Raw genomic sequence first — 23,323 nt, 5'->3', positions numbered from 1 at the left:
TCAGGCCGTGTACTCGACGAAGCCGTTGTGCCTACAGAAGCTGGCCAGCGCGACGCCGGAGCGGCGCGCGATGTCCACCGCCAGCGAAGTGGGCGCGGAAATGGTGGCCAGCAGCGGAATCCCGGCCCTGGCGCATTTGCGCGCCAGCTCGTAACTGGCGCGGCTGGACATGAACGCGAAGCCGTCGCCCGGATCCATCCCCTCCAGCGCCAGCCAGCCTATCAGCTTGTCCAGCGCGTTGTGCCGCCCCACGTCCTCGAACACTGCCTTCACCTCGCCGTCGCGTCCGCACCAGGCCGCCGCGTGCGCGCAGCCCGTCGCCCGCATCAGGCGCTGATGGGCGGGTAATTCGGCCGCCGCGCGCGCGATCGCCGCCGCCTCCGCGATCACGGGACGGGCCGGCTTCGCCATCGGACCGGGCGCCAGATCCAGCAAGGCCAGGCTCTCGATGCCGCACACGCCGCAGCCGCTGCGGCCCTCCAGCGAGCGGCGCCGGCCCTTCAAGGCCAGGAAAGCCGGCTGAGCGATCTCCAGCCTGACCTCGGCGCCGCCGGCGACGAAATCGGCTTCGACATCGAAAATCTCCGCCCGCCGCCCGACAATGCCCTCGCTCAGCGCGAATCCCACCGCCAGCCGCTCAAGATCCAGCGGCGTGGCCATCATCACCGCGTGCGAAATGCCATTGAACACCAGCGCCACCGGCGTTTCCTCCGCCACCAGGTCCTGGTCCGGCCGGATTTCTCCATCGCGGTGGCGCACCACCGCCAGCGATGTCATCCCCTCTTCCGTCCCGCCATTGTCTTGCTTGCGCATCCGTCGCCTCGTTTCGCGTCCTTCGGAAAGAAGGCCGCCGTCAAAATTCCATCACTCCATCCATTCGCCGCGCCGCCATCGGTTACACTGGCGCGCCCGACACCGCGCGACCGCCATGACCGACCTGCCGCCCATAGCCCAGCTGGACCCCAATATCGCCGCCCTGCTCGCGCAGCTGTGGCGAGCCGCGTCAAGCGGCGGCCAGCCCTGGTCCCTGGCCCGGCTCGCCAAGCAATCCGGCCTGGGAATGAGCACGCTGCTGCGCTGCCTGCATCAATTGGCCGAACTGGAACTGGCTCGCATGGAAATCCAGGACAACGGCCGCGGCCGCGCCTGGCTCAGCGAGGAAGGCCTTGCCTGCTGCCGGGAATGGTTCGACGCGTCGGGCCAGAATTGACATTATCCCGCCGGAGCCGCCCCGCGCGCCAGCAAACGCCATCCGCAAGGAATCTACCGCAAGCGGCCGCCATCCTTTATCCTTGCACCTCTTGATCCAAAGCAAAACCGGAACCACACCTTTCCAGCAGGAGCCGCCCCGACATGAGCCATTCCAAGACCAGCGAACGCATCCAGCCGTACGCGCAAGCAGCCGGCGGGCTGGACTCCCTCAAGAGCACCACGGTCACGCTGATCAAGGAAAAAGTGCCCGGCAGCCGTTACAAGACGCTGTTCCACCAGAACCAGCCGGACGGCTTCGACTGCCCGGGCTGCGCCTGGCCGGACCGCGAGCATACCTCCACCTTCGAATTCTGCGAAAACGGCGTCAAGGCGGTGGCCGCCGAGGCGACCTCCAAACGCATCGGCGCCGATTTCTTCGCGCGGCACACCGTCGCCGAGCTGCTGGAGCAGAGCGATTACGAGCTGGAACAGCACGGCCGCCTGACCGAGCCGCTGGTCTACGACGCCGCCAGCGACCGCTACCTGCCGATAAGCTGGGATGACGCCTACGCGCGGGTCGCCGGCCATCTGAAAGCTCTGCCTCATCCGGACCAGGCCTCGTTCTACGTCTCCGGCCGCACCAGCAACGAAACCGCCTTCCTGTTCCAGCTGTTCGTGCGCATGTACGGCACCAACAATTTTCCGGACTGCTCCAACCTCTGCCACGAATCGTCCAGCCGCGCGCTGCCGCAGACGGTGGGCGTGGGCAAGGCCACGGTGGTGCTGGACGACTTCGAGCACGCTGACACCATCATGGTGTTCGGCCAGAATCCGGCCACCAATCACCCGCGGATGCTGAACGAGCTGCGCGCCGCCGCCAAGCGCGGCGCGACCATCGTGTCGATCAACCCGCTGAAGGAAAAGGGGCTGGACCGCTTCGCCAGCCCTCAGCATCCGCTGGACCTGGTCAACGGCGGCGCCCGCATCAGCTCGCTGTTCATCCGCCCGACGCTGGGCGGCGACTTCGCGCTGATCAAGGGCGTAGCCAAGCGGGTGCTGGAGCTGGACGACGCGGCTGTCGCCGCCGGCGGCGAACGGGTACTGGATACGGCCTTCCTGGCCGAGCATTGCGCCGGCTTCGACGCTTTCGCCGCCGACCTGCGCGCCGAAAGCTGGCCGGACCTGGCCGCCGCCTCCGGCGTGCCGTTCCAGGACATCGACACGCTGGCCCAGATATACGCGAAGGGCAAGGCGGTGATCGCCACCTGGGGCATGGGCTTGACCCAGCACCGCGACTCCGTGGCAGCGATCCAGATGCTGTCCAATCTGATGATGATGCGCGGCAACATCGGCCGCCTCGGCGCCGGCCTGTGCCCGGTGCGCGGCCATTCCAACGTGCAGGGCGACCGCACCATGGGCATCGAGGACAAGCCGGCCCAGGCCTTCCTCGACCGCCTGCGCGATGTCTACAGCTTCGAACCGCCGCGCGAGCACGGCCTGGACGCGGTGGACACCATCAAAGCGATGCTGGACGGCCGGGTCAAGGTGTTCTTCGGCCTGGGCGGCAACTTCGCCATGGCCACGCCGGACACGCCGCGTACTTTCGAAGCGCTGCGCAACTGCGATCTGACGGTGCAGATCTCCACCAAGCTGAACCGCAGCCACCTGGTCCACGGCCGCGACGCGCTGATCCTGCCGACACTGGGCCGCACCGAGATCGACCGTCAGAAAACCGGCCCGCAGGGCGTAACGGTGGAAGACTCGATGTGCATGGTGCACCTATCCTACGGCATCAATCCGCCGGCCTCGACGCAGCTGCGTTCGGAAACCGACATCGTCGCCGGCATCGCCCACGCGACGCTGGGCGGCGGCAAAGTGGACTGGCTGGGCCATGTCGGCGACTACGCCTCGATACGCGACGAGATCGCCAAGGTATTCGACGCTTTCCACGATTTCAATGCCCGCATCGCCAAGCCCGGCGGCTTCCACCTGACTCCGGCCTCGCGCGAGCGGCGCTGGCTGACGCCCAGCGGCAAGGCGCAGTTCATCGTCAATGCGCTGGAGAAGGACACGCCGATCGCCCGCGCCCGCGCGCTGCACGGCGACCGATTAATGGTGTTGATGACCGCCCGCTCGCACGATCAATACAACACCACCATCTACGCGCTGGACGACCGCTACCGCGGCGTCTACGGCCAGCGCCGGATATTGCTGATCAACCGGGAGGACATGGTCAGGCTGGGCTTCGCCGACGGCGAGCGGGTGGACATCTTCACCGTCTGGCACGACGGCATCGAACGCCGCGCCGACGGCTTCCGGCTGGTGGAGTACGACATCCCGTCCGGCTGTCTGGGCGCCTACTTCCCGGAAACCAATCCGCTGATCCCGCTGGACAGCGTGGCCGATGTGTCCAACACGCCGACCTCCAAATCAGTGCCGGTGCTGCTGAGGCGCGCGGCGGCATGAACGCGATCCGGCCTCATCTGCGGCCGGATCAGCCCGCCTCCGCCAGCAGCTCCCTGACAATGACGATCGCCTGCTCGAACTGCAGGCTCTGCACATAGGCCGCCACTTCGTGGACCGCGTCCTCCTGGCCGCCCTGCGGCCGGTCCAGCAGCTTATCCACCATATCTATCGCCGCCAGATTGTTGTCCTCCAGCAAGGCCAGAATGCCCTGCAGCTGCTCCCGCCAATCCGCCGCCGGCAGCGGCTTCGACGTTTTTCTGGCCTCTTCCGCCGGCAGGCTGTCGAACAACTGCTCCACGCTGTCATTCAACAAGCCGCGCAGCCGCTCCAGATCTTCGCCGCCTATCGCCCCTCCCGCCCGCGCGCGCTTTTCCAGTTCGGCGGCCAGCTGGCTCAGCGCCTGCGCGCCGAGCGTCACCGCGAGACCCTTCAAAGTATGCAGCCCTGAAGCCAGCTCCGGCTGCGCGCCCTCGCGCCCGCTTTCTGCAATGCCGGCCAGCAGCGCGTCGCACTCGGGGCGGAAGGTGGATAGCGCGGCCCGGTAGACCCTCAGCTTGTTGCCGAAGCGGCGCAGGCGCGAAGGCAGCGACTCGACCAGCTCGCCGGTTTCCGCAGCATCCCGCGGCACGGTTTCCCGCACCGGCTGCGGCCCGCCGCCCGCTCCAGCCTCCCGGCCGCTCAGCTCCAACAGCTTGAGCACCAGCTCGTCGATGTCTATAGGCTTGCCGACATGGTCGTTCATCCCGGCCTCCAGGCAGGCGGCGCGATCGGCCTGGGAGGCGTTGGCGGTCATCGCCAGGATGGGCAGACTCCGGCAACGCGGATCGGCGCGGATTCGCCGCGTGGCTTCCAAGCCGTCGATGTCCGGCATCTGCACATCCATGATCACGATGTCGAACAGCGGATCCGCCCCCACCGCCTGGGACACGCCCGATAGCCCGCCCTCCGCCAGGCTGATCCGCGCGCCCTCCTCTTGCAGCAGCTCCGACGCCACCAGCCGATTGAGCGCGTTGTCCTCCACCAGCAGGATGCGCATGCCGGCCAAGCGGCGGATCGACGCCGGCCGCGCCTCCTCCCTGCTCACCCGAGCTTCGCCGCTCACCGAGCGGACCACTGCGTCTACCAGCTGTTGCGGCGTGATCGGCTTGGTCAGGAAATCGCTGAACGGCGGGTTGGGCCTGTCCGCCGCCTCGGCCAGCACCTCGCGCCCGAAAGCCGTCACCATGATGATCACCGGCGGCTTGTCGCGCGACAGCTGCTGCCGCATCACTTCGGCGACGCCGACGCCGTCCAGGCCGGGCATCCGCCAATCCATCAACACCACGTCGTAAAGCCGCCCCGCCTCTTCGGCACGGTGCACTTTTTCCAGCGCGTCCTCGCCGCCGTCGGCGTACTCGGCCTGCCAGCCGACGGTGGATATGGTGTCCATCAGGATCTCGCCCGCCAGCGGGTTGTCGTCCACCACCAGAACGGCCAGCGGCCCCAGCTGCTCGGCCGGGACCTGGGCCAACGGTTCCCCAGCGACCATCCCCAGGGTCAGGTCGAACCAAAAGCGGCTGCCGCAGCCGAATTGGCTTTCCACCTGCAATTGGCCGCCCATCAGCTCCACCAGCCGCCTGCTGATCACCAGGCCCAGGCCAGTGCCGCCGAAGCGCCGCGTGGTGGACGCCTCTGCCTGGGTGAAACCTTCGAAGATGCGCGCCAGCTGCTCCGGCGCTATGCCGATGCCGGTATCGCTGACCTCGATGCGCAGGCTGACCTCTCCGCCGTCGCGCGACGACTCGCGCACCGAGATCACCACCTGCCCCTGGTTGGTGAACTTCAGCGCGTTGCCGGCCAGGTTGATCAGTATCTGCTGCAGCCGCAATCGGTCGCCAACCAGCACGGAGGGCAGCGTCGGCTCCATGCGGAACAGCACCTCGACGTCCTTGTCGCTGGTATTGCCCGACAGCACCACCGCCAGTTCGCGCATCAAGCCTTCCAGCTCGAATGGATGCAGATCCAATTGCAGCTTGCCGGCATCCATCTTGGAAAAATCCAGAATATCGTTCAGCAAGCCCAACAACGACTTGGCCGCCGCCTGGATTTTGTCAACATAGTCGAGCTGGCGCTCGTCCAGCCGGGTGTGCTGCATCAATTGCAGCAAGCCCAGCACCGCGTTCATCGGCGTGCGGATCTCATGGCTCATATTGGCGAGGAACTGGCTCTTCGCCACGCTGGCCTGCTCGGCCAGGCTCTTGGCCTCCAACAGCTTTTGCTCGTAGGCGCGGCTCTCGCTGATGTCGCGGTTGATGCCGGTGATCCTCACTCCGTCGCCGTGGCGCTCCAGGCGGGCGCCAACTTGCACGTGGCGGACCTCGCCGTCCGGATGCACCACCCGGAACACCCGATCCATCGTATCCCCGCCGGCCAGCAGCTCTCGCAGTCCGGCCTCCATGTCGTCCACGTCCTCCGGATGCACTCGATCGCGCCAATGCCGGTATTCCAGCCCTCCCAGGGCCAATTCAGGGGGCTGGCTGTAAATTTCGAACATCCGCGCGTTCCAGCTCAGCTGGTTGTCGGCGGGAGACCAGCTCCAGATGCCCAGCTGCGCCACCTCCGAAGCCAACTGCATCTGGTCTCTGGCGGCGACCAGCTCGCGCTGCTGCCGCTGCTGGACTGTGATGTCGGCGGCGATGGCCAGGTAACCGACCACCAGTTCGTCGCTGTCACGCATCGCGGTCACCATCAAGGACACTTGCAGATGGGTGCCGTCCTTGCGGACATAGGTCCACTCCCGCGTTTCCGCGCCTGCGGCCTCCGGCTCCTGCACCAGGGCGCGGAGCCCTTCCACCCGGCGCTCATAGCGCGCGCTCAGCTCCTCGCCGTGCTCGTTCAACTCTTCCGCCAGATGGAAACGGGTCAGCATCGCCTGCCCCACCAACTCGTCTTCCGAATAGCCAAGCATGCGCTGCGCGCCGCTATTAAACAGCGACACCACGCCGCGCACGTCGGCGGCGATGATGGCCACCTCAGACGCCGCGCGCAGCACATTGGTCAGCAGCCGGTGCACCCGGGCGAGTTCGGCATCGGCCAGGCGCCGCTCGGTGATGTCGATGCGCAGCGCGATATAGCGCTCGATGCGGCCGCTATCGCCGGCATGGGGCACGATCACCGTGTCGAACCAGCGCAGCCTGCCGTCCCGGGTCCGGTTGCAGATCTCGCCTCGCCATGCCCGGCCCGAGCCTATGGTGTGCCACAGCGACTGCCAGAACAGCACCGGATGCACGCTGGCGCTCAGCTTGCGGTGGTCCTGCCCCAGCAACTCCTCGCGGCTGTAGCCGTGGGCCATGCAGAACAGGTCATTGGCTTCCAGAATGCGCCCATCGGTGTCGGTCGCCGAATACAGCAGCTGCTGGTTGATGGTGTTCAGCAGCAGATCGCGCTCCCGTAACGCTGCGGTCAGACGGCCTCGGCTCTCCACCTGCTCGGAAATGTCTTGCACGATGGCGTAAAAACCCTTGATCCCGCCATCCACGACATCGGGCAGATACTGGATCAGCGAATGGCGCACCACACCGTCCGGCCCTGGAATTCTCCGCTCGAAAACCTGCGGCTCTCCGCGCAAGGCTGCCTCCGCGTGGGGGCGGTTGGCCTGATACAGCTCATCGCCCAGCAAGGATTTCATGGACCGTCCGGGCAGCTCGCCGTGGTCCACGCCGAACCAGGTCTGATACGCCCGGTTGGCCACGCGGTTGATCTGGTTGCGGTCCCAGTAGCCGATGATGAACGGCACCGCGTCCAGCACCGTCTGCAAGGTGCGCCAGGCCTTGTCCAGCTCCGCCGTGCGGTCGGCCACCTGCCGCTCCAGATTGTCGCTCAGGGTCTGCAGCTCGGTCTTGATCCGTTTCTGCTCGCTGAGATCCCTCAGCACTTTGGACGCGCCGACGATCTGCCCGGCCTCGTTCTGCACCGGCGACACCGATACCGACACATTCAGCAAAACCCCATCCTTGCGTTGGCGCACCGTTTCGAAGTGCTCGATCCGCTCGCCGTTCGCAATCCGCTTCAGGATGTCCGTCTCCTCCCCCTTCCGGTCCGCCGGCACGATCAGCTCGGCCAGCGGCCGGCCTATCGCCTCGTCGGCCCGGTAACCGAACAGGCGCTCGGCGCTGTGGTTCCAACTGGTGACCACCCCCAGCAGCGTCTTGCTGATGATGGCGTCCACCGAGCCCTCGACGATGGCAGCCAGCCGATTTTGCGCCGCCCGCAGTTCAAGGCGCCGCTGGCGGTTGCGCCCCACCACCAGCGCCAGCAGGCTGGCCAGAATGCTTGCGCCCAGGCCGTCCAGCGCGGCCTGGGTGGCGCTGGGCAGCCGCAGGCTGTCGACAAAGGCGGGGCCGGCCTTCAGCGTGAGTCGCCAATCGCGTCCGAACAATTGCCGCTGGGCAGAGGCTGTCGCAATAACCCGGGTCACGCCGGCACCGCCGCTGAAAAAAGCCACCGCCCGGCCATCGGTCACATCCGCCAGCTCCACGGCCACGCCCGGCAGATCATCCATCACCCCCGCCATCGCGTCGCGGGCGCGTATCGGCGAGAACACCCAGCCGAAACCCGCCCGCAGTCTCCCCTCCTCGGTGGCGGGCATCACTCCGCCGCCATACACCGGCAGCAACAGCAGGAAAGCCTGCGCCTTATCCTCCGGATGCGGCATCAAGGCAATGGGCTCGCTCAGCCGGGCCTGCCCGCCCCGCATAGAAGATTCGGCCGCCGCCCGCCGGCCGGGCTCGGAAGCGATGTCCAGACCGATGGCGGAGCGATCTCCTCGATCCGGCTCGAAATAAACGATAACCGCGCGCTCGCCCTCATGCGGCCGCAGCTGATGGACGGTGAAATCCGGCACGCCGTCTTCGCGCTCCCGCCGCTCGAAACCGGCCACCTGCTGCTGCGGCACCCGGCGGATATAACCGAAGCCTAGCAGGCCGGGGTATTTGATGGAGGCATCCTGGCTTTGGACATAGGTTCGGAAACGCGCGCGGCTGATGCCATGCTCGCCGTTGCTGGCGAGCACGCCGCGCGCGCCGTTCAAGCCATACTGGTAGAGCCCGATGCGGGCCGCCACCTCCGCGCCCAACTGCCGGGCCTCCCGCTGCAGCTCGGACTCCACCCGCGCGCGGTTGTCGAGCGCGACCTTCCACCCCAGCAACAAGCTCAACACGGCGCCCAGCGACAACAGCAGCAATGCGGCGGCAGGCGTGGGCAACAACGGCTTTTTCATCCAGGCAGACGAGTCGCAATGTCCGTTCAAGGCATGCTCCCAGGGGTATCTTCAAATCATGGCCACGCCAGCCGGGCGCCGTCCGCGCGCAGGAAGCATCGGAAAGGCCGGACGTCAGGCGAAGCACCTGTCGATTTCGGCGACCGGCTCCGGCCTGCCGTAGAGAAAGCCCTGCATGATGTGGCAGCCCAGCCGGAGGAGCTCGCTGGCCTGCTCCTCCCGCTCCACGCCCTCGGCCACCAGGCGCAGCCTCATGCCCTGCGCCATGCTGACGATGGCGGCGACGATGGCCGCGCTGTGGCGGTCATCCAGCATGTCGCGGATGAAGCTCTGGTCTATCTTCAGCACATCCAGCGGGAACAACTTCAGATAGGACAGGCTGGAATAGCCGGTGCCGAAATCGTCGATGGCGATGGAAACGCCCAGGCTTTTGAGCTCGGCCAGCACGCTCATCGTCCGCTCGACGTCCTGGGCCAGCACGCCCTCGGTGATTTCCAGCTCCAACAGCTCGGCCGGCATGCCGGTTTCCTTCAGCGTCCGTCTCACCGTATCGCAGAAATCCGACTCGGTCACTTGTACCGCCGACACGTTGACCGCTATCCGCAAGCGGCGTCCGGCATCCAGCCAGCGCTTCCCGTCCAGGCAAGCCTGCCGCAGAACGAACAAGCCCAGCGGCACGATCAGGCCCGTCTCCTCCGCCAACGGTATGAAATGGGCCGGGGACACGATCTCGTCCCTGTCGTTGCGCCAGCGCAGCAACGCCTCCAGGCCCACCACGCTGCCGTCGCGCGCATCCACCTTGGGCTGGTAGTAGACCAGGAAGCCGCCCTGCTCGGCGCCCATCCGGATATGCCGCTCCAGTGCCTGCCGCGTCAGCAAAGCCTCTTCTATTTCGGCGGAAAAGAAGCGGTAGCGGTTGCGCCCTTCCTGCTTCGCGCGGTACATCGCGGCGTCGGCGTGGCGGTACAGCTCCTCCTGGTCCTTGCTGTCGTCCGGATACAGGCTGACGCCTATGCTGCCGGAAAGATCGTAGCGGCTGCCATCGAGCAGGTAAGGCTCGGCGATGGCCTTCAGCATCTTGTCCGCCATCGCGCCCGCCTGCTCTATGCCCCCCAAGCCCGGCACCAAGACGATGAACTCGTCGCCGCCTTGGCGGCTGACGGTGTCGCAGGGGCGCAGCACGGCCTGCAGCCGGAGGGCTACCTGCAGCAGCAACTGATCGCCGACCGTATGCCCCATCGAATCGTTAATCACCTTGAAATGATCAAGGTCCAGGATGTACAGCCCCAGCCTGTCTCCAGCCCGGGCCGCCTGCTGCAACGCCTGTTGCGTGCGGTCTTGCAGCAGCATCCGGTTGGGCAGATTGGTCAGCGCGTCATGGTGGGCCAGATGGGTCATCTTCACCGCCATCGCCCGGGCCTCGCTGACATCGTGGAACACAATAATGGCGCCGGTCAGCTTGCCCGCGTGATCCAGGATGGGAGAAGCGGAGTCCTCCAGCTCCAGCAACTGGCCGTCCCGGCGCATCAGCGCGCAGTTCATCGCCATGCCTACCGAGCGCTGCTCGGACAGAACCAGCCGGATCGGATTGAACATCGCGTGCCCCTGGGAGCTTTCCCTGAGCGGCATGATCTTTTCCACCGGCTCGCCCAGCGCCTCCTTGGCCTGCCAGCCCGTCATGTCCTCGGCGATGGGATTGAGGAAAGTGATGTTGCCACTGGCGTCGGTGGCGATGACCGCGTCGCCGATGGAGTTCAGCGTGATGCGGATGCGCTCTTTTTCGTCGCGCAGCGCCAGTTCCGCCCGTTTGCGCTCGGTGACGTCGGTGATCAGCATCAGAAAGCCCGGCTGACCGTCCTCGTCCGGGCGGAACACCAGCGACACCTGGCCGAACAGCAGCCCACCCTCGCGCCGGACGAAACTCAGATCGAACGACGGGCAGTTGCCGCGCATCACGTCCTTCAAATGCTCCTCGATGGCACCGTAATTGGCCTCGCCCAGCACTTTGCGCACGTGCATGCCGCGCATGGTGGCGGCGGCGACGCCAAACCATTGTCCGGCGATGTCGTTGCAGAACTGGCAGCACAGATCGCGGTTCCAGTGCGCCACGAAGGCCGGCAGATGCTGCAGCACGTCGGCCAAGTCCTTCTTGACCCGCGCCAGTTGCCGGGTACGCATCTGCAGCGCCAGGTGGGTCTGGATCCGCGCCCGCGCCACCGGCACGTTCAGCGGCTTGTGCAGGAAGTCGACGCCGCCCAGGCTCAGCGCCTGCAGCTCATGCTCGCGTTGATCGTGGGAGGTGACGAAGATCACCGGAATATCCCGCAACCGGGAGGACTCCTTGATCGCCCGGCAAACCTCGTAACCATCCATGCCCGGCATCTCGATGTCGAGCAGGATCACGTCCGGCGCGCTCTTCTGGGCGATTTCCAAAGCCGCCTTGCCGCTGGTGGCAAAGCGCACCTCTCCCAGGCCTTGCACCGCCTCCCTGATCACATGAATATTGCTTGCCACATCGTCGACGATCAGGATGCTCGCCTGCTCGCGTCGCAAGTCATTGAACATCTCGCTTCCCTGTGACAGCGGCAGCTGGATGCGGACATCGGTGCCCCGCATCCAGCATGCCGGCTTGCTGGTCAAATTTCCCGCTTTACGAAATTCATTGTAGTTATGCTATGGGGCTAAGGTTAGGAGAAAGTCCAATCCGGCCCAGCATTTCCGCCCGCTGACGCGCGCAAAACCTTGGCTCGCGCCAAGCCGCCATCCTGATACGTACTATTACGGAAGAGAGCGCTTACAGCGCGGGACGACACCTGAACGCAAGCGCCGACGGGATGTCCAGGCCGCCGGCCAGACCGGAGCCAGCGGCGCGGCTCACTGGCGCCATACTTCCAGACTGTCGATGGCGGCCCTGCCGGCCTTTTCAGCCGGTCCCGCCGCTTGCAGCAGCAGACGAACCGCGCATGGGCCCTGGCGGTTTGCCAGAAGCCCAGGCGCCAGCTCGAAACTGACATCCCGTCGAGTGCCGGGCCCGCTGCCGTAAAAATTGAACTCGCCGACCGGCTCGCCAGGCGAGCGCGCGCCGCGCCGGACCAACAGCACCCGGTAACCGGGATGCGGCCCTTCGTCCGCTCTTAGCCCCCTGAGGTACAAAGTGAGGCGCCTCCCCGCCCCATGGCAGGCCCGCGCATCCAGCGGAATCGAAACGCGAACCGCATCGGCGCCTATCTCCACCCCTCGACCGCCGCCATCGTATTTCCCCAGCAAGCGCATGCCCGCCGAGTCGCCTTGCGATGAGCCAGACAAGGCCAATCCCAAGGCGGCGCAAGCGAAACGCGTTTTCAAGCCCATATGCCGCGCCCTCCCCGACGCTCGGCGGCGGCACGGCCGCTAGCCACCCTGGCCGCGCCGCGCCTCGTCACGATGCCACCAGCGCTATCTTGTCTATTGTCGGCATCGCCTCGTCATTGCCGGAAGGCTCCGTGGGCACCAGCGTAACCTGGGGTTCGCCTCCGCCATTCTTTTGCAGCCAGGCGCGCGTATCCGCCCTCAGCAGGAAGCTGAACGCCTTCTTGTCCGGGATATTGCCGGTACTCTCGCCATCATGCTGATGGGTTCCGGCCGCGCTGAAGAAATTGATCTGACCCACGAAGCCCGGCCCCCGCGCATCCGCCGCTGGCGCGTCGCCGGTGTGGACATAAACGCTGTAAACGCCGTTGACGGCCCCGTGGGCGGACAGGCCTTCAAAACGCAGGAACAGGCTGGACTGCTTGCCGAGCGCGCCCAGCCGGCTCGACAGCATCTCCACTCGCGGCGCGGACGCGGATGTAGACTTCGTGTCGCCCAGGCTGACGGTGACCGGCGCATTCCCCAACCTCACCAGACCTGCGGCTTCGCTCGCGAAGCTCTCCAGGCGCATGGCCAGCTCGGCCTTGGGCAATACCAGCTTGAGCGGGAACGGCAGGCTGCCCGGCGGCCGCGAGACATAGCTGGAATAGGCACTCTTGGGAAGCGACAGGTAATTTTTGACCGTCGCGACCACCGCGGCGCCAGTCGGCGACGCAAAAACGAATTGCTGATTGAGGAAGGGAGCATCGGAAGGATTCTTGCCGCCGGCAAGGTTCCAACTGGCCCAGATCCGGTCGATATTGCAATGGTGAATCCAGAAAATAGGATCGTTCGCCGCCCACGGCACCTGAGCCATGCCCTGGCTGTTGCCGACATCGACATGCAGCGCGCCATGCGGATTCATGTCCGTGTTCGCGCAGAAGCCCGCGTCGCCGGCCGAGCCGGAATACAGATTGGACTTCATGCAGTCCAAAGTCAGCGCGCTGCGCCCATCGGTGACATTCTTGCCCGCATTGGTGCCAGGCCAGCGGGTCGCGCGATACAACGAGCCCCAGACCGGATCGCCGGGCCGGCGGAATTCAATCGGCAGCACTTGCTGATTGGGATCGGTGTAGTCCCAATATGGCAGCGTGAAATCATGCCTGCCAGACACCTGGCGGATGATGTCTTCGAAATAAGTGATGAACATCCGGTGCCAAGGCAGGAAGAAATCCTCGCGCTGCCCTGAGCTATGGGCCTGACAGGTATTCCACATCTTTTCCGCCAGCGTCCGGTTCGCCGACGGCGACGGATAGACCCGGTTCAGCTCCTGCAGCTTGGTCCGGTCCCCCCGCACGAAATGGGTGTACCACTGGAATATCCAGTTCAGCGGATTGCCCTCCGGATACAGCGCGGGGTCCATCATTTTCTTGACCGCCCCCGCGTAGATCTCCAGCATCGCCTTGCCCTGCGGGCTGGCGACATTGTAGCGGGTGCCCCGGCTCAGGCGCAGCAAGCGCGCCAGCGAGGGTTCGAACAAGGCGAGGCTGCCGAAGACGATGGCTCCGCCCTTCAGCAATTGGCGACGATTCAAATTGGACATGTTTCCTCCCAGATGCGGATCATGGTCACGGACCCGCGCTCGCGCGTTCGTGCGCAATGCCGCTCTGCCGCGGCGGGAAAGTGGATGAGATTGCAAGGGACGCCAGGAAAAATATGAGCCGCGATGGACAAACGGGCCGTTTTATTCCTTGCTGGCATTATCCTGATTAGATGTCCGCTGCTCGGCTCGCAATCCGGAGCAACACTTAAAACAGAACCAAGCCTGGCCTGAAAGCCCGACATAAAACAGGCAAACCGCCTCCGCTTGCGAGTTATTCCGCGCCGCAATATGCTGGATAGCGCAAAGGAGACATCCTGCTTCCACCGTTTCGAGCGAAAAATGACTGGAATGAGGCGTGTGGACAGACTCCGCGCATCAATTGGCTGAGACGCCGCGATTCATTTGATGCGTGGTTTCAATCGCAGTTCGAACACGCGGATAACGCCGATTCATTTTCCGATGGTGGGATGGCGGATTTGAGTTTTCAGCTGGCGATAATCCAGCGGCAAAGCTTGGCATCGGCAAGCGGATTCATGTATAAGCAATAATCTGGTTTATTATTTATGTCGTTATGAAACTGCGACTCACCGAACGCTTCGGCTTTCTCGTCAGCGATACCGGCCGCCTGTACGGCCGCCTTTTCGATCTGCGCGCGCGGCAGCAACTGGGACTGTCGCTGGCGCAATGCCGGCTACTGGGCGCGCTGGCTGCGCATGAGGGCGAGGGCGGCCTGTCGCAGGTGGAACTGGCGGACCGCCTGGATCTGACCCCGATGGGCGTGGCGACCCTGTGCGACCGGATGCAGACAGCCGGCTGGCTGAAGCGGGTACCCTGCCTCAACGACCGCCGCGTCAACCGCATCGAGCTGCTGCCGCCGGCCTACGACGCGCTCAAATCGGCAATGGCCTTGGGAGATGAGTTGCAGCGCCAGGCTCAGCAAGGCCTGGACGCCGGCGAGGCCAAGCAGCTGCAAGCGTTGCTGCGAAAGGTGCACGGCAATCTGAGCGAACTAGTATCTAAATGAATGGGCCGCGCCGCGGCATGATCGTCGCCGCCGTCATACGGGCCTTGGACGTCGCCATCGCCGGCATGAAGAAAGCCGGCCGATTTTCTAGCGGCGGAAAAGTAAAAAGCCCCGACCAGTCGGGGCTTTTTAATTTGGCGGAGAGGGGGGGATTCGAACCCCCGTTAGGCTATTAACCTAAACACGCTTTCCAGGCGTGCGACTTAAACCACTCATCCACCTCTCCGGAGGTGTCTTGCTAAATTGTCGAAACCGCCAGGCGATTCCGTAATGAATTCTGGCGGAGAGGGGGGGATTCGAACCCCCGTTAGGCTATTAACCTAAACACGCTTTCCAGGCGTGCGACTTAAACCACTCATCCACCTCTCCAGACCCTGTATCGATACGCTGGGCGTTTCGTTCACAGAGGCTGCGCAGTATATAAGCCCTACTCATCCCGCGCAAGTGTTTTATAAGCCGAATGGGAAAATAACTGATCGACATAATCAGCCACACCTTCGCGTTCGCGCCGCAGCCAATCGGCGATGGCCGAGCGAAAGCGCGAATCCGCGATGTAGTGGGCGGAAACCGTCCGCTCCGGCTCGAAGCCGCGGGCTTGCTTGTGCTCGCCCTGGGCGCCGCCCTCGAACGTCTCCAGCCCCTGGTGGATGGCGTACTCCAGCCCTTGGTAATAGCACAGCTCGAAATGCAGGCAGGGCACCTCCTCCAGCGCGCCCCAGTAGCGGCCGTACAACGCGTCTCCGTCCCGCACGCACAGGCTGGCGGCGATGCCGCGCCCTTCCCGGCTGGCGATGAACATCACGCAATTCCCGGCCAGCCTCTCGCCTATCCGCCGGAAAAAATCCAGGTTCAGATAAGGCAAAGAACCGTGCTCCAGATAGGTCTGCCGGTAGCAACGGAAAAACAGCTCCCAATCCGCCGCGGCGATATCGCCACCATCCAGCGCGCGCACCATCACGCCGACATCCGCCACCTTGCGCCGCTCCTGGCGTATCTTCTTGCGCTTGTCGCGGCTCAGCGTGGCGAGGAAATCGTCGAAATCGGCGTAATCCCGGTTGCGCCAATGAAACTGCACGCCGTCGCGCAACAGCCAGCCGGCTTCCCGCAACCGGCCGGCCTCGTCCTCGGTCGGGAACAGCACATGGGCCGACGACAGGCCATTATCGTCCACCAGTTGCCGCAAGCCGTCGATCAAATGCGCCTGCTCGTCCGCGCCGCCCAGCAGCCGGCTGCCTGTCACCGGGGTGAACGGCGAGGCCACCACCAGCTTCGGGTAATAGTCCAGCCCGGCGCGGGCGTAAGCCTCGGACCAGGACCAATCGAACACGTACTCGCCGCGGTTGTGCCGCTTCAGATAAGCCGGCGCCAACCCTACCGTCCGCCCGTCGCGCTCCAAAGCCAGCGGCAGCGGCCGCCAACCCGTCTCGCCGCCGACGCAGCCGGTTTCCTCCAGCGCCGTCAGCCATTCGCGGCCGACGAACACCCCCGCGCCCTCGCCGGCCGGCCACGCTGGTTGCGCGATGGCGGCCACGCCGTCATACAGTTGCAGCTGCAATGCTTTTCCTTTCTGGGCGGACGCCATCTTCAGGTAAAATCGAACGATCAAGAATCATCGGTGCCCTCTCAAGATGCGTATCGCACTCGCCCAGTTCAACCCCGTAGTCGGCGACATCGCCGGCAATGCCAAAAAAATCGTCGACCTCGCCAACGCGGCCATGGCCCAGGGCGCGGACATCCTGCTGACGCCGGAGCTGGCGCTGACAGGTTACAGCCCGGAAGACTTGCTGCTGCGCGACAGCTTCTATCGCGAAGTGGCGCGTGGCTTGGATATCATCGAGCAATTGGACGGCATCACCGTGATCGTCGGCCATCCGACCAAGATAGGCAATGAGCGCTTCAACGCCGCCACCGTGCTGCGCGACGGCAACCGACTGGGCCAGTATCACAAGATGCAGCTGCCCAATAACGAAGTGTTCGACGAGTGCCGCTACTTCACCCCGGGCGCCGCGCCGCTGGTGTTCGAGCAGAACGGCGTCAAGGTGGGCGTGCTGATCTGCGAAGACATCTGGCACCTGGAGCCGGCGGCGGAAACCGCCGACGCCGGCGCCGAGCTGATCGTGGCGCTCAACGCCTCGCCCTTCCACCGCGACAAGATCGAAACCCGCCAGCAGATGGCGCGCTTCCGCGTCGAGGAAACCGGCCTGCCCATCGCTTACGTGCAGATGACCGGCGGCCAGGACGAGCTGGTGTTCGACGGTGCCTCGTTCGCGCTGAACAAGGCGGGCGACGTGGTCGCCCAGGCCGCGGCCTACGACGACGAGCTTCTGCTGGTCGACTTCGCCGACGGCGATTTCCAGCCCGGCAAGCGCGCCGCGCTGCCGGACATGCTGGAAAGCGTCTACCGCGCGCTGGTGGTCGGCGTGCGCGACTACATCGGCAAGAACGGCTTCCCCGGCGCGCTCTTGGGCCTGTCCGGCGGCATCGACTCCGCGCTGACGCTGGCGGTGGCTGTGGACGCGCTGGGCGCCGACAAGGTGCACGCGGTGATGATGCCGTCGCGCTACACCGCCGATATTTCCGTGACCGACAGCCGCGACATGATCGCCCGCCTGGGCGTCAAGTACGACGAGATCGAAATCTGGCCGATGTACGAAAGCTTCATGGCCGCGCTCGCGACGTCGTTCCAGGGTCTGGAGATGGATACCACCGAGGAGAACCTGCAGGCCCGCATCCGCGGCACGCTGCTGATGGCGCTGTCCAACAAGAGCGGCAAGCTGGTGCTGACCACCGGCAACAAGTCCGAGATGACCACCGGCTACTGCACGCTGTACGGCGACATGGCCGGCGGCTTCGCCGTGCTGAAAGACGTGGCCAAGACCCTGGTGTTCGAGCTCTGCCGCTGGCGCAACACCGTGTCCGACGTGATCCCGGAACGCATCATCACCCGCCCGCCGTCGGCCGAGCTGCGTCCCGACCAGAAGGACCAGGACAGCCTGCCGCCGTACGAGATTCTGGACGCCATCATGGCGCGCTACGTCGAGGACAACCAGTCGGCCGCCGACATCATCGCCGCCGGCTACGCCGAGGCGGACGTGAACCGCGTGGTGCGGCTGTTGAAGATCAACGAATACAAGCGCCGCCAGGCGCCAGTGGGCCCGCGCGTCACCCCGCGCGGCTTCGGCAAGGACTGGCGCTACCCGATCGCCAACAAATTCAGCTGACGCTCGCCCGGGCGGCCGCCTGGCCGCCGTCCGCCGCGCGCGCAGGTCAAACGCATAGCCATTGCGGCTGCGATATAATCCCGGAATACCCAGACGATCCGCCAAGATCGCGCACCATGGACATTAACAGGACCTTGACCACAATGACCCGCATGAAACTGGCGGCCGCCGCCGCCCTTTCCTCCCTCGCCCTGCTCACAGGCTGCGCCACGCCCCTGGCCGGCAAGACGCCCGACGAAGCCACCCGCAAGGTGATGCTGCAGAACTGGCAGAACGCCAGCTACAACTTCGACGCCCAGATCGGTTTCGACAAACTGGTCTTCACCGACCGCGACTCCAAGCTGGCCCAGCCCGACATCGCCGACACCATAGATCAGGTAGGCCGCGCCGTGCGCGTCAACGTCAGCGGCGCGGTCGACGCGCCGAACGGCAGGGTGGAAGCCATTCCGGAGCTGCGCTTCGAGCGACGCAACCTGCTGGCCAGCATCAAGGTCCCGCTGCAATTCCACGCTCAGGACATGTCGCTGCTGGTGGACCCGTCCGCCGTCGACCTGTTCCTGCCCTCGTTGCGCAAGCAATCCGGCAAATTCATCCGCGCCAAACTGCCGGCCGAAATGGCCAGCCAGATTCCGCTGAAGGCCATGTACCAGGCGATGCCGAAAATCATCGACGATGCCTACGCCCAGGCGGACAAGCAGGCGTTCAGCTTCCAGCCGCTGGATGCCTACGCCGGCGAAATCGGCGCGCATTACAAGCTGCGGATGGATCTGAGCCGGGAACAGGAGCAAAAGCTGACCCTGCAGATGCTGGACGGTCTGGCCAAGGTGGCGCGAGAACAGGCCAAGCAGCCTGACGACAAGTCCGGCGCCGAGGCGATGATTCGCCTGGTGCAGAGCCTGGTCAAGCTCGACCCGGCCAGCGGCGACAAGAGCCGCACCGTCAGCGACATCTACGCCAGCCGCGGCGGCGACCTGCTGGCCCTGCGCCAGAAAGTCCACGTCGAAGCGCCCGAGTTCAGCGGCGACGCCTACGTCAATGTGCGCTACAGCCATTACGGCAAGCCGCAATTCGTTTACCAGCTGAGCGAAAACGACATCGTCGACTTCGACAAGCTGGACATGCCGGACTGGCTGAAGGACACCGACAAGCTGCTGCCCGGCGAGCATGCCGAAGCCCCGGCGGCCGCGGCGGCCGCCGAGCCTCAGGCTCAAGCGGCCCAACCCCAGGCCAAGTCCAAGAAGAAGCGCAAGGCCCGCCGCGCGCAATAATCGCCAACACAATCGCCCGGCCCGGCGATGAACCGGGCCGGCTCCGTTCCGGTCCTACTGTTTTTGATTCCGGCCCGCACCGCCCGCGAGGACATTGACGCCATGAAACCGTTTTTTACTATGCTGGCCGCCGCCGCCATCGCAGCCTCCCTGGCCGCGCCGGCCCAGGCTTCGGCCGTCGCCCAGCTCAAGGCCTTCGTCTCCGGCAGCAAGACGCTGTCCGCCGATTTCAGCCAGACCGTGACCAACAAGGGCAAGCGCGAGGAAGCCAGCGGCCGGTTGGAAATAGCCCGCCCCGGCAAATTCCGCTGGGAATACAGCAAACCCTACTCGCAGCTGATCATCGGCGACGGCAAGACGCTGTGGATCTACGACCAGGACCTGGCCCAGGCCACGCGCAAGGCCCAGGGCGCCGCGCTGGGCTCCAGCCCGGCCGCTCTCTTGGCCGGCAGCAACGAAATCGAGCGCAGCTACAAGCTGAATGAGGCCGGCAAGCAGGGCGAGCTGGAATGGCTAGCCGCCAGCCCGAAAAAGCAGGATAACACCTTCAGCGCCATCCGCATGGGCTTCAAGAACAATATGCTGGTGGAAATGCAGCTGACCGACAGCTTCGGCAACGACACCCGCATCGTGTTCAGCAAGCCGCAGCAGAACGCCGCGCTGCCTGCCTCCCGCTTCGCCTTCGTTCCGCCCAAGGGCGTGGATGTGGTCAGCGGCGACTGATCCCGCGCCCCTAGTGAAAAAGCCCGCCGTTCCCGGCGGGCTTTTTTTCGCGCGTCACGCCGGCTTGAGCGCCCGGGTGGCGATGAAGGTGGGCAGATAGCGGTCGATCAGGAAACGCGGCCGCGGCTGCCAGTCCTCGTGAAAACCGGCGATCAGAAAGCCGGCCGCCACCTGCCCGCCGATCAGCTCGGCCAAGCTATGGCCGAACACCAGCGCCTCGCCCCTCGTTCGCTTCGCCGCCAGCTCGGCCTCGGACAAATGCGCGGGATCGGCGTACGGGATGGCGAATCGCGGCCGGATCAAGCCCTGCTCCATCAGCGCTGGATCGCGGTCGGCGACGAACACCGCCGGGTTGTAGAAGCTGGCCAGCAAGCGCCCGCCTGGCCTCAGCACGCGATGGCACTCGCGCCACACCGGCGCCACGTCCGGCACGTAAAGATTGGAGATCGGGTGGAACACACAATCGAAGCTCGCGTCGGCGAAGCGCGACAGATCCCGCATATCGCCCTGTTCCAGCCGCAGCGCCAGGTTCTCGCGCTCGGCCACCTCGCGGTCGCGCGCCAGCTGTTCGGCCGACGCGTCCAGCACCGTCACCCGCGCGCCGGCGGCGGCGAGCAGCGGCCCTTGCTGCCCGCCGCCGGACGCCAGGCACAGAATATCCAGGCCGAGCGCATCGTCCAGCCAACCGGCCGGCAACGGCCCCGGCGTCAATTTGGCCAGCACGCGGCCCTGCCTGGCCTCGGCGATGGCGGCGGCGTCCACCGGCCGCGACCACTCGCAGTCGGCGCGCGCCTGGCGATCCCAGGCGGCCTGGTTGTAATGGAAAACATCGTGTTGTTGAACGGCATCGGGCATCTTGCCCTCCATTGAGGAAAGGAAAATCAATGCCGACGCGCGCGCTGCGCGGAAACCGCCCATGCCAGACTCAAGCGGGACAGGAAGGATCCGGAACGGATTGTCGAAAACAAGCAATGCGCACGCTCGCACGCGCCGGACGGCGGAACGAATCGGGGATGCGGAGACATCCAGGCATCACTTGTTCATTTCGACAGGACTCCTGAGGATGAAATCGGGGTGGGAAGAGCCGATTCTAGCGAAGCGGCCATGACAAGACAATGCCGGCTTACACGCCGCGGCGTTCGTACACTGCCTGCGCCAGCGTGCCCAGATCGACATACTCCAGCTCGCCCCCCACCGGCATGCCGCGCGCGATGCGGGTCACCGTCAGGCCGCGCTCCTTGAACAGCTCGCTGAGCATGTGGGACGTCACCTCGCCCTCGGCGGTGAAATTGGTGGCGATCACGATCTCGCTCACCCGCCCGTCCAAGGCCCGCGTCAGCAGCTTGTCCAGATGCAGGTCTTTGGGGCCGATGTTGTCCAGCGGCGATATCCGCCCCATCAGCACGAAATACAGGCCTTCGAAGCACTTGGCCTGCTCCAGCATCATCAGGTCGGCCGGCATCTCGACGATGCACAGCTGGTCCTGCCGGCGCGCCTCGTCGGCGCAGATCGGGCACAACTCGGCCTCGCTGAAGGTATTGCAGCGTTGGCAATGAGTGAGCTGGGTCAGCGCCCGGTCCAGCGCGCGCGCCAGCTTGTCGGCGCCCAGCTTGTCCCGCTGCAGCAGATGGAACGCCATCCGCTGCGCGGTTTTCGGCCCCACGCCCGGCAACACTTTCAACGCGGAGATCAATTGCTCCAGCGCGGGAGGATTCTTCATCGACACGGCATCAACCTGGGAAAAGCGGCCAGACGGCCGCGATCGGAAATCATCAAAATCAGCGATAGCGCCGGCGCAGCCGATAATGGCGCCAGCCGAACACCAGCCGGAACAAGGGCCGGCACACCGGCAGCATCCAGGCGCAACGCGGCTGGAACGCCACCCGGTCCACCACCTCGCAGCCGCCGGCCACCGCCCTCACCCGGCGGCGATGCCACCAGACGCGCTGCCCCAGCATGCTCGAGCGCTCGTCGAAGGCGCCGGGCTCAAGGCGCAGCAGCGTCAATTCGTCGCACTCCACCGGCAGGCAGCCCAGCAACAGCATCCAGCAGCGGCCGATGCGCGCCGGCTGATCCAGGCGCGCGGGCAGATCACCCGGCGGCAGCCGCATGCGCAGCCACGGGAAGAACTCGTCGTTGATGCCGCGCCGGCTTACCGCGTCGGCCCACACAGCCTCCGGCGGGCGCGGCAGACGGCTGCGCAAGGTGAAGTGTCCGAACACGGCCGCTCCGACAAAAAAGGCCCGTCGCCGGGCCCTGGGATCAGAACGGGAGTTTCATCCCGGCCGGAAGGTTCAGGCCGTTGGTGAAGCCGGACATCCGCTCCTGGGTGGTCGACTCGACCTTGCGCACTGCGTCGTTGAACGCGGCGGCGATCAGGTCTTCCAGCATCTCCTTGTCGTCCAGCACGCTGTCGTCGATGGCGACGCGCTTGACGTCGTGGGAGCAGGTCATCAGAACCTTCACCATGCCGGCGCCGGACTGGCCTTCCACTTCCACCAGGGCCAGCTCTTCCTGGGCCTTCTTCATGTTTTCCTGCATTTGCTGGGCCTGTTTCATCAGGCCGGCGATACCAGCTTTACCGAACATCGCGGTCACTCCTGTACGGGTTGAATGGTCTCGATGAGCAGCGTGGCGCCGAACTCGCGCACCACCTGCTGCACCACCGGATCGTTTTGCATGCACTCGCGGGCGACGGCCAGCTGCTCCTGGCGCAGCCTGGCGTCGGTCATCGCCGGGGTTTCCATCCCCAGCTCTTCCACCGTCACCGCGAGATCCACCGCGTGGCCGAAGCGTTCGGCCAGCGCGGCTTTGAGTTTTTCCTGATAATCGCGTCCGCTCATATGGCGGAAGCTCTCGGGCACCGCCAGCTCCAGGCGGTCCTGGCTCCAACTCTTCAGCACGGCGTTATGCGCCAGCATCCGCGCGGCGCCAAGCTTGATGCCCAGATCGGCGACCAGCCGCTGCCAATCGCCGTCGAAGCTGTAGCTGGATGGCTCGTCCTCAAGCGGCGGTTGCTGCATGTAGGCCGGCATCGCGTCGTCGTCGGACCACGGCGCGTCGACGATCTCCTCCTCGTCGCGCTCGTCCTCCGCCTCCTGAACGGCGGCCTCGGGCGCGGACGCAACTTGAACCGGCGCCGGCGGCAAACGCGGCTCAGGCTGGATTTCCGGCTTGGGCTGCGCCGGCGGAGTCGACTCCGCCGCAACCGGCTGCGGCCGGGGCGCGGGTTCGGGCTCCGGC

The 23,323-nt window shown here is 65.4% G+C and carries 17 protein-coding genes and 2 tRNA genes; 6 read left to right on the top strand and 13 right to left on the bottom strand.

The features are described 5' to 3' along the window. Positions 1–813 (bottom strand): formate dehydrogenase accessory sulfurtransferase FdhD, encoded by an 813-nt coding sequence (gene fdhD / locus LQR33_RS08550; RefSeq protein WP_231468355.1) that lies wholly within the window; start codon positions 811–813, stop codon positions 1–3. A gap of 115 nt (positions 814–928) precedes the next feature. On the opposite strand from fdhD, the gene LQR33_RS08545 reads away from it, so the two are divergent. Together LQR33_RS08545 and LQR33_RS08540 are read left to right on the top strand one after the other, a co-directional pair. Beyond that, positions 929–1,210: a helix-turn-helix domain-containing protein gene (locus LQR33_RS08545; RefSeq protein WP_231468354.1), complete on the top strand. Its 282-nt coding sequence runs from the start codon at positions 929–931 to the stop codon at positions 1,208–1,210. Between the two features lie 143 nt (positions 1,211–1,353). Continuing rightward, positions 1,354–3,657: an FdhF/YdeP family oxidoreductase gene (locus LQR33_RS08540; protein ID WP_231468352.1), complete on the top strand. Its 2,304-nt coding sequence runs from the start codon at positions 1,354–1,356 to the stop codon at positions 3,655–3,657. A gap of 28 nt (positions 3,658–3,685) precedes the next feature. On the opposite strand, the gene LQR33_RS08535 is transcribed toward LQR33_RS08540, so the two are convergent. The 4 genes from LQR33_RS08535 to LQR33_RS08520 all read right to left on the bottom strand — a co-directional run bounded on the left by LQR33_RS08535 (position 3,686) and on the right by LQR33_RS08520 (position 13,844). Beyond that, on the bottom strand, positions 3,686–8,944 hold the full coding sequence (locus tag LQR33_RS08535; protein WP_231468350.1) for a PAS domain S-box protein: 5,259 nt from the start codon (positions 8,942–8,944) through the stop codon (positions 3,686–3,688). 84 nt (positions 8,945–9,028) lie between these two features. Beyond that, the gene (locus LQR33_RS08530) at positions 9,029–11,479 is read right to left on the bottom strand and encodes a GGDEF/EAL-containing response regulator (RefSeq protein ID WP_221665217.1); all 2,451 of its coding nucleotides are present in this window, start codon (positions 11,477–11,479) and stop codon (positions 9,029–9,031) included. Between the two features lie 309 nt (positions 11,480–11,788). After that, positions 11,789–12,265, bottom strand: coding sequence for a hypothetical protein (locus LQR33_RS08525; protein ID WP_166438547.1), 477 nt, complete (start codon positions 12,263–12,265; stop codon positions 11,789–11,791). 67 nt (positions 12,266–12,332) lie between these two features. Next, complete coding sequence (locus LQR33_RS08520; protein ID WP_231468348.1) at positions 12,333–13,844, bottom strand: tyrosinase family protein; 1,512 nt, start codon at positions 13,842–13,844, stop codon at positions 12,333–12,335. A 571-nt stretch (positions 13,845–14,415) separates the two neighbouring features. Here LQR33_RS08520 and LQR33_RS08515 point away from each other — a divergent pair. After that, positions 14,416–14,868 carry a MarR family winged helix-turn-helix transcriptional regulator gene (locus tag LQR33_RS08515; protein ID WP_231468346.1) on the top strand — a complete coding sequence of 151 codons (453 nt, stop codon included), beginning with the start codon at positions 14,416–14,418 and terminating at the stop codon, positions 14,866–14,868. A gap of 135 nt (positions 14,869–15,003) precedes the next feature. On the opposite strand, the gene LQR33_RS08510 is transcribed toward LQR33_RS08515, so the two are convergent. The 3 genes from LQR33_RS08510 to LQR33_RS08500 form a co-directional block, all read right to left on the bottom strand. Then, positions 15,004–15,094 (bottom strand) — tRNA-Ser (locus tag LQR33_RS08510). A gap of 52 nt (positions 15,095–15,146) precedes the next feature. Continuing rightward, positions 15,147–15,237: transfer RNA gene (locus LQR33_RS08505), tRNA-Ser, on the bottom strand. A gap of 58 nt (positions 15,238–15,295) precedes the next feature. Continuing rightward, on the bottom strand, positions 15,296–16,423 hold the full coding sequence (locus LQR33_RS08500) for a GNAT family N-acetyltransferase (protein WP_205692392.1): 1,128 nt from the start codon (positions 16,421–16,423) through the stop codon (positions 15,296–15,298). A gap of 73 nt (positions 16,424–16,496) precedes the next feature. On the opposite strand from LQR33_RS08500, the gene LQR33_RS08495 reads away from it, so the two are divergent. The 3 genes from LQR33_RS08495 to lolA all read left to right on the top strand — a co-directional run bounded on the left by LQR33_RS08495 (position 16,497) and on the right by lolA (position 20,080). Continuing rightward, the gene (locus LQR33_RS08495; protein ID WP_231468344.1) at positions 16,497–18,089 is read left to right on the top strand and encodes an NAD+ synthase; all 1,593 of its coding nucleotides are present in this window, start codon (positions 16,497–16,499) and stop codon (positions 18,087–18,089) included. A 143-nt stretch (positions 18,090–18,232) separates the two neighbouring features. Continuing rightward, on the top strand, positions 18,233–19,357 hold the full coding sequence (locus tag LQR33_RS08490) for a hypothetical protein (RefSeq protein ID WP_166438552.1): 1,125 nt from the start codon (positions 18,233–18,235) through the stop codon (positions 19,355–19,357). Positions 19,358–19,459: 102 nt separating this feature from the next. Continuing rightward, positions 19,460–20,080, top strand: coding sequence for an outer membrane lipoprotein periplasmic chaperone LolA (gene lolA / locus LQR33_RS08485; protein ID WP_205692393.1), 621 nt, complete (start codon positions 19,460–19,462; stop codon positions 20,078–20,080). 54 nt (positions 20,081–20,134) lie between these two features. Here the strand turns inward: lolA and LQR33_RS08480 are convergent, their stop codons facing one another. From LQR33_RS08480 to LQR33_RS08460, 5 genes are all read right to left on the bottom strand, one after another. After that, positions 20,135–20,935 (bottom strand): class I SAM-dependent methyltransferase, encoded by an 801-nt coding sequence (locus LQR33_RS08480; RefSeq protein ID WP_231179081.1) that lies wholly within the window; start codon positions 20,933–20,935, stop codon positions 20,135–20,137. Between the two features lie 268 nt (positions 20,936–21,203). Beyond that, positions 21,204–21,800, bottom strand: coding sequence for a recombination mediator RecR (recR, locus tag LQR33_RS08475; protein WP_166438554.1), 597 nt, complete (start codon positions 21,798–21,800; stop codon positions 21,204–21,206). 58 nt (positions 21,801–21,858) lie between these two features. Further along, complete coding sequence (locus LQR33_RS08470) at positions 21,859–22,302, bottom strand: hypothetical protein (RefSeq protein WP_166438555.1); 444 nt, start codon at positions 22,300–22,302, stop codon at positions 21,859–21,861. A 40-nt stretch (positions 22,303–22,342) separates the two neighbouring features. Further along, complete coding sequence (locus LQR33_RS08465) at positions 22,343–22,669, bottom strand: YbaB/EbfC family nucleoid-associated protein (protein WP_046157513.1); 327 nt, start codon at positions 22,667–22,669, stop codon at positions 22,343–22,345. Positions 22,670–22,674: 5 nt separating this feature from the next. Then, positions 22,675–23,323: DNA polymerase III subunit gamma/tau C-terminal domain-containing protein (locus tag LQR33_RS08460; protein WP_331282863.1), on the bottom strand; the 649-nt coding region annotated here is incomplete at its 5' end.

The organism is Chromobacterium piscinae, assembly GCF_021129175.1.
Taxonomy (GTDB): Bacteria; Pseudomonadota; Gammaproteobacteria; order Burkholderiales; family Chromobacteriaceae; genus Chromobacterium; species Chromobacterium piscinae.
This window is presented reverse-complemented; position numbering and strand designations above follow the sequence as displayed.